Source organism: Chthoniobacter flavus Ellin428 (assembly GCF_000173075.1).
Taxonomy (GTDB): Bacteria; Verrucomicrobiota; Verrucomicrobiia; order Chthoniobacterales; family Chthoniobacteraceae; genus Chthoniobacter; species Chthoniobacter flavus.
Genome location: NZ_ABVL01000001.1, coordinates 224309 through 239084, shown reverse-complemented (window position 1 = coordinate 239084; position 14776 = coordinate 224309). Strand labels below are relative to the sequence as shown.

Genomic DNA, 14776 nt, shown 5'->3' with positions numbered 1-14776 from the left:
AACAAAAGATACGGGTGAAATTCGGCCACTCGCGCTCAGTGCGCGGCGTCAGGAAAATGAGAGGGTTGTTACGGGAAAATTCGCTACGCGGACAATTGGGCCAGGGCCTCCTCGGTCGGTGCGAAATTGGTGTGCACGTGCTGCACATCGTCGCTGTCATCCAGCGCCTCGATGAGCCGCACCACTTGCGTGGCGACCGTGGGATCGGTCACCGTCACTTGCGTTTCGGGCACAAAAGTCAATTTCTGGGAGTCCGCCTGCACGCCTTTGTTTTTCAGCGTCTCGGCCACGGCGTAGAGTTGGTCGGGCGCAGTCGTGATGATGTAATGCTCATCTTCGCGCGCCATCTCTTCGCCGCCGGCTTCAATCACCAAGTCGAACAAGCGCTCCTCCTGTATCGTCGTAGTGGGAACGGTCACGCGTCCCTTCCGATGAAACATGTAGGAAACCGCACCGGGCGAAGCGAGGTTACCATGGTTCTTGGTGAGAATCAACCGCAAGTCCGCGGCAGTGCGATTACGGTTGTCGGTCGCCACTTCCACGATCAGGGCCACGCCGCCCGGGGCATACGCCTCGTAAACGGATTCTTCGATATTCGAAGCCTCCGTCCCCTCGGCGCCCGTCCCACGTTTGATGGCCCGGTCGATATTGTCGTTCGGCATGGATTGCGCCCGCGCCGCGAGGATGGCCGAGCGCAGCCGGGGGTTGCCCCCGGGATCGCCGCCGCCCATCTTGGCTGCGACGGTGATTTCCTTCGCGAGCTTGGAGAAAAGCTGCCCCCGTTTCTGGTCGAGGGGACCTTTAATGTGTTTAACTTTGGACCACTTGCTATGACCCGCCATGGATCAGGGTGTATTGGAAAATAAGTCAGTTCGGGTGCGCTCCTGCGAACTTTCTTGTGAGGGAGAAATTCCTGCCAGAGCTGGTCAGGAATGCCGGGAGCGCGAACTGATGTCGCCGAAATTGGGGGAAAACGCCCGACCCGTCAACAAGGAATTTTCGCCCACACCGGAAGCTGACGAGGGCCGACAATCGTGCTTGGAATCCGCCAAGCACTTTGTTTAGCTCCCCCCGCTTTTCGCAAATTCCCGGACCCATGAAGAACACTTTGCTCACCCGCGCCCCCCTCGCCCTGCTCATCGCCAGCTGCCTCCTTTCTGTAGCGTGCGAGACTACGCCGCCATCGAAGCATGGCCAGCGCGGTCAGCGCCCGCTCAATGCGAAGCAAGCTGCCAAGATCTACGTGCTTTCCGGCAACTGGAGCCCGGTCAATGGCGACGGCAACCAGATCACCTTCGTCCCCGACACTGCTGGACCGGCCACCGGTCGCGTCATCGGCATCTTCTCCGACGCCGGCACTTACACCGCGTCCGAGGTGCAACCCGAGACCGGACGTTTCAGCATGTGGGTCAATGCCGGCCGCATCGATTCCGACGACCCGCTCAGCCGCACCTCTTTCTCCGGCGAATTCAGCGCCGACGGCAAAATGCTTTCCCTCACTCGCCACTGGGGTGGCGGCATGCCCGACGAATCGAAGACCTACCGGCGCTAAAAGGCGGCCCGTATCCCAGCCGGATAAACCGGTTTTTTTTCAGACCGGCTTCTGCGAAGTTCTCGCTGTTTTCCCGCTGCCATGAAACCGGCCTTCTGGGAGCGTCGTGCCTGCGCCTCCTGCCGCTGCCGTCGGGGGCAAAAATTTGGCTCTGCCTCAGAGATCCCGCTCACCTCCTGGTCTTCGACCCGACCGCAAAACTCCGGTTCGTTCACGAGAATTGCCGCGGTAGGGTGAACGTGTAAAATGGGGTCCATGTCCGACCCACGCCTCGCTGAGTACCTCCAGTTTCTTCGTTTCCCGAGCATTTCGACTGATCCGGAACGGAAGGGGGATGTAGCGGCCTGTGCGGCGTGGTTGGAGCGGAAGCTGACGGGGATGGGACTCGAGACGCGCGTGGTGTCGACGGCGGGGCATCCGATTGTGCTGGCGAAGAATGCGCACCAGCCGGGGCGGCGGACGGTGATGATTTACGGGCACTACGATGTGCAGCCGGTGGATCCGGTGGAACTGTGGACTTCGCCGCCGTTTGAGCCGCGGATTGAGAATGACGTCGTTTTCGCGCGCGGGGCGGCGGACAACAAGGGGCAGATTTTTGCCCATGTGCTCGGGTTGGAGGAGACATTGAAGGAAAAGGGCGAACTGCCGGTGAATCTCGTGCTGCTCATCGAGGGCGAGGAGGAAGTGGGAAGCGCGCATCTCGAGGAGTTCCTGCTCGCGCATCGGGAGGATTTACGGTGCGACGTGATCGCGATTTCGGACACGGGGATGATCGCGAAGGGGTATCCGACGTTCACTTACGGGCTGCGCGGTATCGGCGCACTGGAATTGAAGGTGACCGGACCGGGGAGCGATCTGCACTCGGGGATTTATGGCGGCGCGGTGGCGAATCCGGCGACAGCCGTGGCGCGGCTCGTAGCGAGTCTGCACGATGAAAATGGGCATGTCGCGGTGCCGGGATTCTATGACGACGTGGCGCCGCTGCAGGATTGGGAACGCGCGGCTTGGGCGCGGCTGCCTTTTGGCGACGAAGATTTGCTGAAGGTCACGGGCTCTCGGGAGCTTTTCGGGGAAGCGGGCTTTACCAGCCTGGAGCGCACGTGGGCGCGGCCGACGGCCGAGGTGAATGGGATCGGCGGCGGATTCCAGGGTGTGGGCACGAAGACGGTGCTGCCGCAGAAGGCGTTTGCAAAGCTCACCTTCCGATTGGTGCCGAATCAGCAACCCGACGACGTGATGGAAAAGGTGAAGGCACATTTGCGGACGAAATGTCCGCCCGGCGTGCAACTGGAGATCAGCGGCAGCCATGCGGGCGAACCGTATTTTACCGACCCGCAATCCGCCGACGGCCAGGCAGCGCAGCGGGCATTGCAACGGGCTTTCCCCGGCAAGGACCTCGCGCTCATCCGCGAGGGTGGCAGCATCCCGATCGTGAATACTTTCAAGCGTGTGCTCGGTGCGGAGACGCTGTTGCTCGGTCTCGCGTTGCCGGATTGCCGCGCGCATGCGCCGGACGAAAATTTCCCGCTGGCGAATTTCTTCGGCGGCATCGGTCTCAACCGCGCGCTGCTCGAAGAACTCGCGGGGTGAGCGGGAGGAATGCGCTCCTGCGCGTCCCCATTTTCGAGGAGAAGCGACTGGAGGAGTGGGAACGCGCAGGAGCGCATCCCTCCGAGTCTTCTTCGAATCCGCGCTGAATTCATGCTGAACGATGCTATGGTGACGGCGATGAATCGATACCTCGCCCTCGTCGTCGGACTCACCGGCACGGCGTTGATCATGGGCGGTGCGATGGACATGCATGCGGCGACGAAGAAGAAGCCGGCAGCGGAGTCTTCGGATGACGATTCATCCACTCCCGCGCCGAAGCACAATGCCACCTCGCCCTTGAATCTGCCGCTGCCAACCAAAGCCAAGGCAGATGGCACCGGCGATTCGCCATCGGACAAAAACGCCAATGGCACCGGCGCGACGCCGACGCCGAAGAAACACGTCACGGCGGACAAGACCGCGGATAAGACTCCGGCCCCCGATGCCAGGGCGAAACCCGAGCACGCTCCCAATGCCACGGTGGAACCCGAGGAGATCGCGGAATTCGCCGCGCAACCGCCGCGCATCCAGCAATTGATCCGCGACGCGATCGATCTCACCCGGCTCAATCTCACCTACACGTTCGGCAGTTCCGATCCCGATAACGGCGGCATGGATTGCTCGGGCACGATTTATTACCTGCTCCACGCCCATAATTTCGCGGACGTGCCGCGGGACTCGAGCGGACAATACCTGTGGGCGAGGCGCGGCGGTTTCTTTCCGGTGGTGAGCAAGAGTGCCGACAGCCCGGAGTTCAAGGAACTGCAGCCCGGCGATCTCATGTTTTGGACTGGCACCTACGAAAACGGACGCGACATCCCGATCTCGCACGTGATGATGTATCTCGGGCGCGAAAAAGGCACCGGCAAGCGCATCGTGTTTGGCGCGAGTGACGGACGCAGTTACAACGGCATTCAACGCTGGGGGGTTAGCGTCTTCGATTTCAAAATGCCCAAGGCCGATCCCGCGAACGCGGAAAAAGCCAAGGTGGATTTTGTCGGGTATTCCCGCATTCCTGGCTTGCGCGGGCCGGCGCCCGCACCATTGCTGGCCGAGACGGAAGCCGCGGATACTCCAAAGAAGCAGACGGCGGCCTCGACACCCGCGCCGAGCACACCAAAGAAAAGCAGCAGCACGAGCACGAAGAAGAAAAGGAAGCCGACGAGTTCGGACGAAAACTAAGGCCTGTAGGTTGGCGAATTCTACGGCCGCGGTTCGGCGCTACCATACGGCCACGGGCATTATGACGGCCGAATAGCGAATCAGTTGAGATTCCACTTGCTTCGCAATATCACGGCCTGTTATCAACCGCGCCCATGTTGGAGGCACTGAGAAAATGGGTTAATCAAGTGACGTCTGGGTCATCCGGGACGCCTGATTGTGTTGGCAGCTGGAGCTCCTCGATGGATCCGTCTTCCTCCTACAGCAGCAGTTCCTCGGAATCCTCCCACAGCAGTTCCTCGCACAGTTCGCATTCCTCGCACAGCGGCTCGCCGTCGAGCAGTTCAATGCGCCCTTCGAGTTCGATGAGTCCCTCGAGCAGTTCTTCGGAGAGCAGCTCGTCGCACAGTAGTTCTTCCCAGAGCAGCTCATCGCACAGCAGCTCCTCCCAGAGTAGCTCCTCCCACAGCAGCAGCCCTTCGCCAAGCAGCAGCAGTTCTTCCCACGGTTCGTCGAGCAGTTCGATGAGCCCGAGTTCGTCGAGCAGTTCGCACAGCAGCTCTTCGATGAGCAGTTCGTCGCACAGTAGCTCCTCGCAAAGCAGCTCGTCCCACAGCAGTTCTTCGCAAAGCAGTTCCTCCTGCAGCAGCTCGATGAGCCCAAGCTCTTCCTCGAGCAGCAGCTCGACCCTCTTTTAGCGCTGGTTTGTCCGCCACTTTCGGGTTGTCTCCGCGTGCAGCAGTGAATCGCGCCTAGACGACCAATGACTCCAGCCACTCCCCAGGGAAGCACTTCCTCTTCCCGCGCTATCAAATCCTCCGCGCCTGCCGGGCAACCGCGGCCCCGCAAACTCATCCTGCGCAATTTCCAGTCGCCGGGCGACATCGTGATGCTCACCGCCGCGGTGCGCGATCTGCACCGGACTTTCCCGGGGCAATTCATCACCGACGTGCGCACCTCCTGCGCAGAGCTGTGGGAAAACAATCCGCACATCACCCCGCTGCGCGAGGAGGATCCCGAGGTCGAGGTCATCGACTGCCACTATCCGCTCATCCACAAGAGCAATCAGTACCCGTATCATTTCATCCACGGGTTCACCGATGACATCAGCACCAAGATCGGCCAGCGGATCTCCCCCGGGCCGTTCAAGGGCAGCATCTTCCTCACCGCGCAGGAAAAACACTGGATGTCGCAAGTCCAGGAGATCACCCACGAGCCGGTGCCATTCTGGATCGTCGTCGCCGGCGGCAAGGCCGACTACACGATCAAGTGGTGGGACTCCGTGCGTTGGCAGCAGGTGGTGGATCACTTTCGTGGGAAGATCCTCTTTGTGCAGGTGGGCGAGGTGAGGCACTGGCACCCGCCCTTGAAAGGAGTGCTCGACCTGCGCGGCAAGACCGATCTCCGCCAACTCGTGCGGCTGGTCTATCACGCGCAGGGCGTCATCTCTCCGGTGACCATGCTCATGCACCTCGCCGCCGCGGTGGAGGTGAAGGGCGGCCGGCCGTTGAATCGCCCCTGCGTGGTGGTCGCCGGCGGACGTGAACCGTCGCAGTGGGAGGCCTACCCGCATCATCAATACATTCACATGAATGGCGCACTGCTTTGTTGCGACAACGGCGGATGCTGGAAGAGCCGCACCATCCCGCTCGGCGACGGCGACGAAAAGGACGAAAACCTTTGCGTCGACGTCGTCCCGGAAACCGCCCCCGGCCCGCGCAGCCTGCCGTTGCCCCGCTGCATGGACATGATTACAGCGGAGGAAGTGTGCCGCCGCATCGAGCTGTATTTCACCGGCGGAGCGGCGCGCTATCTGGATGAGAACGAAGCGCGGATCGTGGAAAAGTTGATGGAGCGGGAAGTTGAGAGTTGAGAGTTGAGGGTTGAGAGTTGAGAGTCCGCCACTTTTCCGCCGGATAGGCCGCTCCGCGGCTGGGTTTTGTTCGATAGCTGGCGCGGAACGTCACCAGAAAGTGCGCGGCCGGGGGACTCTCAACTCTCAACTCCTCCTTGCCCCCCGGCTCCGAACGGTCTACCACAATCCCCCATGTCGGCACCCCAGACGAAGGTAACGGTTTTCCTGCGCGACAAGCCGCTTCTCACGCAGACTCTTTCCCCAGGCACTTACATCCTCGGTAGTGGCGCGGACGCGGAAATCCGTTTCCGGGCAGAGGGCGTGGCGGACCAGCACGCGCGGTTGAAGCTGGACGATGTGGATTGGGAGATCGAAGACCTGGGCAGTGGAAACGGGACGTTCGTCGATGAGGAGGAGATTCGGAAAGCGACCTCCGTGCAGCCCGATCAAAAAATCCGGCTCGGTGAGGCGCACGTCATTCTCGATTCCATGGGAGACACGAGCACGTCCGACGCGAGCGAGGTAAGGGTGCGGCGCACGTTGAACGCCGAGATGCGCGACGGACGCAATTACAGCGTCGGGCGCACCGTGGCCCACGGCGGCATGGGTGTGATCAAGAGCGCCATCGAGTCAACTTTGCAGCGCGAGGTGGCGATGAAGCTCATCCGCGATGATTCGAAGCCAGCGGCTTTCGATCGCTTTTGCCAGGAGGCGCAGGTCACCGCGCAACTCGAACACCCGAACATCGTCCCTGTGCACGAGCTCGGCGTAAACAAGGACGGCAAACCCTTCTACACGATGAAGCTCGTGCGGGGCATTTCGCTCAAGCGCGTGCTCGAACTACTCGACGCCAGCGATGCGGAGACGATCCGCAATTGGCCCCTCAGCGCGCTGCTCACGGTTTTCCAAAAAATCTGCGACGCGCTCGCTTTCGCGCACTCCAAGGGCGTCATTCATCGCGACCTCAAGCCGGCGAATATCATGCTCGGTGAATACGGTGAGGCGCTGGTCATGGACTGGGGTCTGGCCAAGCTACTGGGCCGGGAGCAACACCGCAGTGGCAAGCACAAGCCCCAACCCGAACCGTTGCCAGAGGAGGAAACGCACCAGCCTCCGACGCGGAAGCCACCACAATCGGCCCGACGATTTCCGGCACGGTGATGGGCACGCCGCAGTACATGCCGCCCGAGCAGGCGAATGGCGAAGTGGAGCTCATGGACGAGCGCACGGATATCTATTCGCTGGGCGCGATCCTCTATTTCGTCATCACGCTGCGGCCGCCATTTCACGGACGCAGCAACGCCGAGGTCATCCAAAATGTGCGATCCGGTAACATCGTGCCTTTCGCCGAGGCTTGCGGGAAAAAGCGCCATGCGCACTGGCCCGGCGGACGCCTGCCAGAATCGCTCGCGGCGGTCGCCTTGAAGGCGATGTCGTTTGAAAAGGCCAACCGGTACCCCACGGTCAAGGCGCTGCAGACCGAGATCCAAGCCTATCAGAACGGCTTCGCCACGAGCGCGGAAAATGCCGGCGCGGTGAAGATCCTGGGGCTTTTCCTGCGCCGCCATCGCACGATCTCCTCCGCAGCCGCGCTGCTGCTGCTCGCCGGGGTCATCTTCTCCGTTTATCTCTATCGCGCACGCGACCGCGCGGAGAAGGCGTCCATTCAGGCGAGCATCGCCCGTGATTTGGCTGACAAGCAACGCGATGTGGCCGAGTCGGAACTCTATCTCTCGGATATGCTGCAGGCTGGCCGCCAGCTCTCCGACGGACGCTCGGAAACCGCGCGCCAGCTTTTGCAGCGGCATCGCCACGAACCCAGCGGCCGGGATCTGCGGGAGTGGGAGTGGTATTACCTCATGGGTCAGGCGAGTCAGGATCGTTTGCGCATCAATGCCCATACCGGCGGCGTTTTCGCCCTGTGCGCCAATGCCGACGGAACGCGCCTGGCCACTGGCGGCGCGGATGGCGAAATCGCGCTCTGGCAAACGCGCGGGCTCGTGCCGCAGTGGCGCGTGCAGGCTCACCCGGGCGGGGTGCTCGCCGTTTCCTGGAGCAGCGACGGGAAATACCTCGCCTCGGGCGGGCAGGACGGTTACGTGCGCATCTGGGACATCAACGCCCACAAGAGCGTGGCCGAGGTGCGGATCGGCATCGGCAATCCAGTACGCACCGTCGCGTGGCGGCCCAACGACGGCGGCACGCCGACGCTCGCCATCGGCAGCCTCGAGAAGGAACTGCTCATCTGGCATCCGCTCGGAAATGGCAATGCCGGTCGCCCCGAAACCTTCGCCACCACCAAACACGGCGCGGCCTCGCTGGACTGGTCCGCGGACGGGGCACGACTCGCCGCGGGTGAGACCGATACGGACAAGACCCTCGAGGTTTTCGATTTCAACTCACGCGCCGCGTTCTCCATCGCGGCGGGCTCTGGGAATGACGTCTTCGCCGTAGCCATCGATCCGACCGGCAAATATGTCGCCGCCGGGTCCAAGCATCTAACCGTATCGGTCTATGAGATCGGCAAGAAAGACCGGCTCTACAATTTCACGACGCATCACGGGTTTATCAGCGCCGTGGCGTGGCGGCCGGAGGGTTCGCAAATCGCCAGCGCCAGCCATGACGGGACGATTCGCATCGACACCCTCAGTTCCTCCAACGTCTCCGAAGTGCTGAACGGCCATTCCGGAGAGGTCAATGTGCTCGCGTGGATCAAGCTGCCCGCGACGGACGGAAGCCCGAGCCCTACGGTGCTCTTCTCGGGCGGGTCGGACGGCACTTTGCGCGCCTGGCTGCCGTCCTCGACGGAAGACACCGCCATCAAAGTCAAGCCAAGCAACTGGATCTCGGCCGCACAATGGGATCCGAACGGCTCGCGGGTGGCGGTCGTTAATTTCCGGGATCGCATCTTTCTCGTCGATCCCGTCTCTGGCCTCTCTCTGCCCGCGCACTCCTCGCACAGCAACCTTTTTGACGTCGCGTGGTCCCCCGACGGCACCCGCATCGCCACCGCTTCGCGCGGTTGGGGTCTGGTCGAAGTCCTCGATACCGCCAGCGGCTGCCCGCTCGGTGTCTACGCCCTACCGCGCGCGGTGCGCGTGGCGTGGAGTCCTTCGGGGCGCTACCTGGCCGGCGCCGGGCTGGATGAAACGCGCATCTGGGACACGCGCAACGGCATGCTGGTCACCACCATTCTGCGCCCCACGAAGAGCCTCGTGTGGTTCCCCGATGAAACGCGCATCGCCCTCGGCGGAACGGATGGCGCGATTCAGGTCTGGGATGCGTTTGCCGGCACCATTCTATCGACCTGGAAGACCGCGTCGCCCGCGCCGTTGGGCAGTGCCGTTTCCGAATATGAACCTCCGCATGCCATCTTCGATATGCGTTGGAGTCCCGGCGGTCACTATCTGGCGTATGGCACGCAGGATGGTCTCGCGGATGTCCTCGATGGCGCCACCGGGCATTTGATTCGCCAGCTTCACGGACACAGCAGCGGCGTCTGGCGGGTGGCGTGGAGCCCCAATGGGCATCGACTGGCCACCGCCGGCCAGGACGGCATCGTCCGCATTTTTGCCACCGACAGCGGCGGCGAAGTCGCGCAGATTTCCCATGGCCTCGGCACCTCGGAATTGGATGCACTCGACTGGAGCCCGGATGGCCAGCAGAACCTCAGCGCCGGCTATGACTCGGCCTTACGCATTCGCGATGCGGAACGTGGTGCGCGCCTCGATGCCATCGACCGACTGATCGAATACAAAAAGGAGCATCCCAAGGACCTCGAGACGCTGCGCAAGCTCGCTCTCACCTATGCCCAGGTCGGCTGGGTGGACGACGCTCGCCTCACCTTCGGGCAGTTGCACAGCCTCGCCCCGGATGATGCCGCTTCCCGTACCGCGGGGGCAAATGCCGAGGCGGCGTTTGCCCGCTCCCTGGATACGCCTTCGCCGGATTGGATGTCGTCCCCCGCCCTGGTCGGCGACAAACGCCGCGCGCTGGAGTTGCTCAACACCGTGCACGACAGTTGGGAAGCCGGACAACCCGAAGCAGCGATCACCGCTTTCCGCGAACTGGCGCATCTTTCCGGTTCAACCGCGCTCCTCCCCTACGCCTATAATTACGTGAGTCGGGCCCGCTGGTCGGTCTCCTGGTTCGCGTCGCGCACCGACCCACTCGGTGACCTCACCGCATGGCGTGCACTGGCCCATGAACCCGAGGCGGTCAACACGACCGGTTCGCGCTCTCATGCTGCCTTACCAGAGCGGCGGGCCGAAGGCTTTGAATTTGAATTCCGAACTCACCGAGCGCGGACCGGGGGCGGATCACTACGGCATGATCGCCACCGCCAAAATCAACCTCCCTGTGGGCAAATGGCGCTTCCACGCGTCCGGTGGCGGCGGCGTTCGCGTGCTGGCCGATGGCCAGACCGTGCTCGAAAACTGGACCGCCGATGCGCCCACTGAAAAATTCGCAGCCTTCGAAACGAAGACCGCGGGCGAAGTGGAACTCACCGTCGAGCACTTCGTCGTCACGCCCATCCCCGGCTTCCAGTTCCTTATCGAACCAGTGGAGAGGTAGCGCCGTAGAGTGCGTCCAAGAATAGCTACGCTAGCGCCGGTGCCCGCTCTTGGACCTGCAACATGGCAGTCCGAAAACCGGCTCTCAACGATCAACCCTCAACTATCAACTTTCCTCCCCCCTACCCCGCCGCTCGCTCGACGGCGGCGCGCAAAGCCCCAAACTTGCTCTTCGCCGCAGCCTCACTCACCGGCGCCTGCAGGATCTGCGTAGCGTCGCGATGGATGATCCACTCCGGTGGGAGTTCCTTGATGAACGAGCTCGGCGTGCACGGCATGGGACTGCCGTACCGGATCCGATGCCGGCACCACGAAAGCGCCAGCGTCCGGCGCGCGCGGGTGATGCCCACATACAACAACCGGCGCTCTTCATCGACCGTGCCTTCCAGCTTCGAACGATCGTGCGGCAGCAACCCTTCCTCGAGGCCGATCAAATACACGTGCGGATACTCCAGCCCTTTGGCGGCGTGGAGCGTGATGAGCGTCACCCCTGTCCCGCGCGCATCGTCATCGTCCTCCTCGCGCTCCTGGCGCAGGCTCATTTCATCCAGGAACCCGCGCAGGCCTTCCGACGAGCGTCCCTGGTAATCCTCAAATGACTTCAGCAAATCCATCAGGTTCGTCTCCCGGCTCAACGCCTCCTGCGGCGTCTTGCAGGTGCGCTTGAGCTCATCGAGATAGCCCGTCTCCTTCATCATTTCGCGCAGCACCGCGGCGTGATCCGACAACGGCGTGTTCAGCTTCGTCTCGAAACGGTCGAGCATTTCCACAAAGCGGTCGAGCGATTCCACCGTCCGCTTCGTCAACGTGCCCCGAAACGCTTCGTTCGTCAGGACGTCGAACACGCTGCACTTCTGCTTCGCGCTGAAGTCCGTCGCCTTCTCCACGGTGTTCGAGCTGATCCCCCGCGCCGGCGTATTGATGATCCGCAGCAGCGACACGTCATCATCCGTGTTCACCAGGCAATTCGCGTAGGCCAGCAGGTCCTTCACCTCACGCCGGTCGAAGAAGCTTTTCCCGCCGATGATCCGATACGGGATATTGAGCTGGCGCAAATTCGTCTCCAGCAGGCGCGACTGCGCGTTCATCCGGAAGAGAATGGCGAACTCTTCGTGCGGGGCGCTCTCCGTCACGCTGCGTTGCGCGATCTCGTTGGCAATGAATTCCGCTTCCTGGCGGTCATCGCTCATGCCCACGATGCGCACCTTGTCGCCGTCACCGGCCGAGCTCCAGAGCTTCTTCGGACGGCGCCGGGGATTGTTCTTAATCAGAAAGTTGGCCGTGTTGAGAATCGCATTTGTCGAGCGGTAGTTCTGCTCGAGCTTCACCACCACTGGATCCGGAAAGTGCGCCTCGAATTCGAGAATGTTGCTCACCTCCGCGCCGCGCCAGCCGTAGATGGATTGATCATCGTCACCTACCACCGCCACGTTCGGCCGCCCGCCCGTGCCCTCGGCGGGCTTGGCCAGCATGGACACCAGTTCGAGCTGCAGCCGGTTCGTGTCCTGGAATTCGTCGACCATCAGGTAACGGAACCGCCGGTGCCAGCGATCGCGCACATCCGCATGCTCCGAGAGCACCTTCACCGCGAGCAGGAGGAGATCGTCGAAATCCACCGCGTTCAGCGTCTTCAGCTCCGCCTGGTAGCGCGCGAAGACCGCACCTGCGAGGGTCTTCTCATCGCCCGGCGATACCTCGCGCCAGCCGTTGTTTTTCGCTTTGGAAATCAGGTTCTTCGCGACGTTGGGATCAAGCTTCTCATCCTTCGCCGCCGTGCGAGTGATGATCTTCTTGATCAAGCCCATCTGGTCGCCCTCGTCGTAGATGGAGAAATTCTTCTTCCAGCCGAGCTTCTCGATGTCCTGCCGCAGGATGCGCACGCAAAGCGCGTGGAAGGTGGACATCGTCACCTTCTTCGCCTGCGAAGGCTCGATCATCTTCGCCAGGCGCTCGCGCATTTCATCCGCCGCCTTGTTGGTAAACGTCACCGCCAGGATGTGCGAAGGGTCGACACCTTGAGAAATGAGAAACGCCACGCGCATGGTGATCACGCGCGTCTTGCCGGTCCCCGCACCCGCCAGGATCAGCAGCGGACCCTCTGTGGTACGCACCGCCTGTTCCTGTTCGGGATTGAGATCGAAAAGCGAGAAGCCGGACATAAAAGCGCGCACAGATTGCCCCCGTCCGCGCCCCGCGCAAGTGCGCTCCCGAAAAAGTTTTCCCGCACGATTTTCCACTTGCGTATCGGGAATTCTCAAGACCGCTAACGCAGCCGAAATGCCACACGCCTCTAGACGGAGGAAAAGGATGAAGAGATTTGTGTCGCCTGGGTAACGAAGGCCGCGTCCTCGAAAATCCGCGCAGCGCACTTCACTTCATCCTTCCGCCTTCATCCTTCATCCTTTTCTTTCCCTCTCCGCCCCTCCGCCTCAGCGCGGAGTGTCTGAAAATTGGATGTTGGGTGTTGGATGTTCCGCCTTTCCTTTCACTCCACCGCCCCGTGCGACACCAGTATCTCCGCCACGTCCTGGTTCCCATATTCACGCGCCAGGCCAAGCGCCGTCTTGCCATCTTTGTTTCGCGCATTCAGGTCCTTCGTCAGTTTTAAGAGCAGCATGAGATTCTCCCCTTTCGTGCCCGTGCGCGCGGCGATCATCAGTGCGGTGTCACCATCCTTGGTCACCACATTTGGATCGGCGCCCCGGTCCAACAGTTCCTGCATGCGCTCCGCAGCCTCCCCGTCATTGCCGTCTTTTCCGTAAAGCGCAAATTCCTGGAGGGCGGTCTTGCTCGTTTTCGCGTTTCTCTGGTCGACGTTCGCGCCGTGTTTGAGCAGGAGATCGACGATGTCCAGGCGCTTGTAATGAGCCGCCCACGCGAGCATCGGCGCACCGACATCATCCGTCACGTCCACCGCCACCCCGTCCTTCAACGCCTCTTCCACCGCGGCGATATCTCCGGCGCGCACCGCATTGAACGCCGCCTCGGTAGCGGACACGGGCAGCGCCTCATCGTCGGCCACCCCTTCCTTCTTCAACACGTCAATCATCGACGGCCAATCCGGGCGCGCTTTCGCGATCTGCATCAACGTTCCTTTCTTCGTCTTCACATCGAGCTTCGCTCCCCGCCAGATGCACCATTTGGCGGTGAAGTTATTGCGCGCGGCCACCGCTTCACTCAGCGGCGTGCGGCCATCCTTCGTTACCGCATTCACGTCGGCGCCAAATTGGATCAGCATCAGGAAGACGCCAGTTCCCTTGATGTCGAAGAACGGCATGGAAGCCATCAACGGTGTCATGCCGTCGTTTTTCGCCCGATTGGGATCGGCGCCATTGTAGAGCAGCAACGAAACCATCTCTGCACGATGCTCTTTCACCGCAATATAAAGAGCGGTAGCGCCATCGGCATCGGCCGTGTCAATGACCGCCCCTTGCTGAATCAAGTCGACGACCAAAGGTATGTCGCCGGCCCGCACCGCGGCCAGAAAGCGTGCGTCGACCTTGTCCGGCCTATTGGAAGTGTCCGGCGATTTTTTTGCGGCCCACGTTTTGGCCTTCTCCAGCAGCGCGATCATTTCCGCATCATTTCTCCGGAGCGCGATTGTCAACGGCTGCTGTTCCGGCGGCACCTCCTTGGGCTCGACCACCGCGCCCTGGCTGATCAAGAACTCCACCGCTGGGCGAAAGCCATTGGCCACGGCAATGGCCAAGGGGGTACTGCCGTTTTCGTCCACGCGATTGATATTCGCTCCGCCAGCCACCAGCACCTGCGCACAGAGCAACCCGTAGGCCCGCTGACGTCCCTCGAGAGCATAGCGCAGCGGCGTGTAACCGGCCTTGTCGACCACATCAATCCGAGCGCCCGCCTCCAGGAGAAGAAACACATCTTCGAACTGCCCATGCATGGCCGACATGTGCAACGCCGTCCTTTGGTCCGCATCGCGCAAGGTGAGAGCCGCCTGCGGTGAGGCCCGCAATTCCTTCCGCAGCTCGTCGTGATGAAATCCCTTTTCCGCCAGACTCAATAAATCCTCCGCACCCGCTA

Annotated in this window: 11 protein-coding genes; 8 read left to right on the top strand and 3 right to left on the bottom strand. The window is 61.8% G+C overall.

From position 1 onward, the window contains the following. Positions 1 to 83: 83 nt before the first annotated feature. The gene (locus CFE428DRAFT_RS00995; RefSeq protein WP_006977539.1) at positions 84 to 842 is read right to left on the bottom strand and encodes a YebC/PmpR family DNA-binding transcriptional regulator; all 759 of its coding nucleotides are present in this window, start codon (positions 840 to 842) and stop codon (positions 84 to 86) included. A 254-nt stretch (positions 843 to 1096) separates the two neighbouring features. Here CFE428DRAFT_RS00995 and CFE428DRAFT_RS00990 point away from each other — a divergent pair, with 254 nt between their 5' ends. The 8 genes from CFE428DRAFT_RS00990 to CFE428DRAFT_RS38200 all read left to right on the top strand — a co-directional run bounded on the left by CFE428DRAFT_RS00990 (position 1097) and on the right by CFE428DRAFT_RS38200 (position 10733). After that, positions 1097 to 1552, top strand: coding sequence for a hypothetical protein (locus CFE428DRAFT_RS00990; protein WP_006977538.1), 456 nt, complete (start codon positions 1097 to 1099; stop codon positions 1550 to 1552). A gap of 255 nt (positions 1553 to 1807) precedes the next feature. Then, positions 1808 to 3142: a dipeptidase gene (locus CFE428DRAFT_RS00985; RefSeq protein WP_131989200.1), complete on the top strand. Its 1335-nt coding sequence runs from the start codon at positions 1808 to 1810 to the stop codon at positions 3140 to 3142. A gap of 111 nt (positions 3143 to 3253) precedes the next feature. Beyond that, positions 3254 to 4324, top strand: a complete 1071-nt coding sequence (locus CFE428DRAFT_RS00980; RefSeq protein ID WP_006977536.1) for a C40 family peptidase — start codon at positions 3254 to 3256, stop codon at positions 4322 to 4324. 196 nt (positions 4325 to 4520) lie between these two features. Next, positions 4521 to 4715, top strand: a complete 195-nt coding sequence (locus CFE428DRAFT_RS36865) for a hypothetical protein (RefSeq protein WP_042724177.1) — start codon at positions 4521 to 4523, stop codon at positions 4713 to 4715. Between the two features lie 351 nt (positions 4716 to 5066). Further along, the gene (locus CFE428DRAFT_RS00970) at positions 5067 to 6176 is read left to right on the top strand and encodes a glycosyltransferase family 9 protein (RefSeq protein WP_006977534.1); all 1110 of its coding nucleotides are present in this window, start codon (positions 5067 to 5069) and stop codon (positions 6174 to 6176) included. Between the two features lie 174 nt (positions 6177 to 6350). Then, the gene (locus CFE428DRAFT_RS00965) at positions 6351 to 7319 is read left to right on the top strand and encodes an FHA domain-containing serine/threonine-protein kinase (protein ID WP_006977533.1); all 969 of its coding nucleotides are present in this window, start codon (positions 6351 to 6353) and stop codon (positions 7317 to 7319) included. After that, entirely contained in the window at positions 7319 to 10618 is a 3300-nt protein-coding gene (locus tag CFE428DRAFT_RS00960; protein ID WP_006977532.1) for a WD40 domain-containing protein, read from the top strand. Before CFE428DRAFT_RS00965 ends, CFE428DRAFT_RS00960 begins: the two co-directional genes overlap by 1 nt. Next, positions 10584 to 10733 carry a hypothetical protein gene (locus tag CFE428DRAFT_RS38200; protein ID WP_162145215.1) on the top strand — a complete coding sequence of 50 codons (150 nt, stop codon included), beginning with the start codon at positions 10584 to 10586 and terminating at the stop codon, positions 10731 to 10733. Before CFE428DRAFT_RS00960 ends, CFE428DRAFT_RS38200 begins: the two co-directional genes overlap by 35 nt. A gap of 121 nt (positions 10734 to 10854) precedes the next feature. Here CFE428DRAFT_RS38200 and CFE428DRAFT_RS00955 read toward each other — a convergent pair whose 3' ends face one another. Both CFE428DRAFT_RS00955 and CFE428DRAFT_RS00950 read right to left on the bottom strand, forming a co-directional pair. Further along, positions 10855 to 12891, bottom strand: a complete 2037-nt coding sequence (locus tag CFE428DRAFT_RS00955; RefSeq protein WP_006977531.1) for an ATP-dependent helicase — start codon at positions 12889 to 12891, stop codon at positions 10855 to 10857. Between the two features lie 326 nt (positions 12892 to 13217). Further along, positions 13218 to 14756 (bottom strand): ankyrin repeat domain-containing protein, encoded by a 1539-nt coding sequence (locus CFE428DRAFT_RS00950; protein WP_042724176.1) that lies wholly within the window; start codon positions 14754 to 14756, stop codon positions 13218 to 13220. Positions 14757 to 14776: the final 20 nt, after the last annotated feature.